The sequence below is a fragment of the Promicromonospora citrea genome (assembly GCF_013004695.1).
Taxonomy (GTDB): Bacteria; Actinomycetota; Actinomycetes; order Actinomycetales; family Cellulomonadaceae; genus Promicromonospora; species Promicromonospora citrea.
Genome location: NZ_JABEMG010000271.1, coordinates 1 through 1,682, shown reverse-complemented (window position 1 = coordinate 1,682; position 1,682 = coordinate 1). Strand labels below are relative to the sequence as shown.

Here is a 1,682-nt window from a genome sequence, read left to right as displayed (position 1 = left end):
CGCCCGCCGGGGTCGCGCGTGTGGTGCTCGCCGTCGCCGACGCCGCCGAGCCGCCCCGGCGCATCCTCGTGGGGGACCTCGCGGCCGACGCCGTGCTGCCGATCACCCAGGAGCGCATCGACCGGTGGCGGCGCTGGGAGGACCTGGGCCGGTCGGCCGGCTAGAGCACCCACCACCCGAGCAGCCCGGCGGCCAGGACGACGGCCCACGGCGGCGCCGCCCACCGCACGAGCGCCACGAACGCCGCGGCAGCGACCGCCAGCGCGAGCAGCGGCTCACGCGCGCCCAGCACCCCCTGGGTGAGCACCGGGTCGTACAGCGCCGCGGCCAGCAGCCCCACGACACCGGCGTTCACCCCGGCCAGGGCACGCCGGGCACCCGGCGCGCGCCGCAGGCGCTCCCAGAACGGCAGGGCGCCCACGACCAGCAGCCCCGAGGGCAGGAAGACGGCCACGAGCGCGACGGCGGCCCCCACGACACCGGTCGGGCCCGACGTCGTGACGGCGCCCAGGTAGGCGGCGAGGGTGAACAGCGGACCCGGCACCGCCTGCGCGGCGCCGTACCCGGCGAGGAACTGGTCGTCCGCGACGAGGCGCGTCGGCACGGTCTCGGCCTGCAGCAGCGGCAGGACGACGTGCCCGCCGCCGAACACGAGCGAACCGGCCCGGTAGAAGAGGTCGGCGAGCCGGGCCGTGCCGTCGCCCGTGACCGCGGCGAGCAGCGGCAGCGCGACCAGGAGCGCCGCGAACACCATCAGGCAGGCGACCGCGGCGCGGCGACCCACCGGCACGGGGAACGGGTCGGCCGCTCCCGCGTCCCGCGCCCCGTCGTGCCGCCGGAGCCAGAGGAGCCCGGCCGCCCCCGCCAGGACGATCACGCCCACCTGCGCGAGCGCGACGGGCAAACCGGCCAGGGGCGCGAGCAGGGTCGCCGCGGCGGCGAGCGCCCCGAGGACCGCGCGGCGCAGGTCCGGCGTGAGGGTGCGCGCCATCCCGAGCACCGCCTGCGCGACGACGGCCACCGCCGCGGCCTCGAGCCCCGCGAGCCAGCCGGCGCCCGCCGTCGGGCCTACGGCGAGCACACCATAGGCGAAGGCCACCAGGAGCACCGCCGACGGCAGCGTGAACCCGGCCCAGGCCGCGAGCAGGCCCCGCACGCCCGCGCGGCGCAGCCCGATCGCCATGCCGACCTGGCTGGAGGCGGGGCCGGGCAGGAACTGGCACAGCGCCACGAGGTCGGCGTACGCGGCCTCACCGAGCCAGCGCCGGCGGACGACGAACGCGTCGCGGAAGTACCCGAGGTGCGCCACGGGCCCGCCGAAGGACGTCAGCCCGAGCCGCAGGAAGGTCGCGAACACCTCGCGGGCCGTCCCGGTGCCGCGGGTGCCGGCGCCTTGGCCGGGGTGGGAGCTCACCCGAGGACGGTAGCGCCCCCGCCTGCCCCTTTCCTGTCGCCGCGACCGCTGACCGCCTACCCTGACCGCCATGGCACAGGACGCGCGACCGGGCGAGCGGTCGCCCACGCCGAGCCTCGACACCGAGCTGGGCGCGCAGCTCGACGCGGCCGCCGGGGCGGTCGCCGAGCACCGCCGCCTCACCGAGCGGCTCGACGTGCTCCGGTCGGCGCTCGCGTCCGCCCGTGCCGCGCGGGCGGACGCCGAGGGCGCGCTGGCCCGGGCGACC

The 1,682-nt window shown here is 79.1% G+C and carries 2 protein-coding genes; one reads left to right on the top strand and one right to left on the bottom strand.

The annotated features are described in order from the left end of the window. Positions 1-160 precede the first annotated feature (160 nt). A complete protein-coding gene (gene chrA, locus HLB15_RS23520; protein WP_229785555.1) occupies positions 161-1,414 on the bottom strand; it encodes a chromate efflux transporter in 1,254 nt (417 codons plus the stop codon). Between the two features lie 70 nt (positions 1,415-1,484). Here chrA and HLB15_RS23515 point away from each other — a divergent pair. After that, positions 1,485-1,682: hypothetical protein (locus HLB15_RS23515; RefSeq protein ID WP_171109173.1), on the top strand; the 198-nt coding region annotated here is incomplete at its 3' end.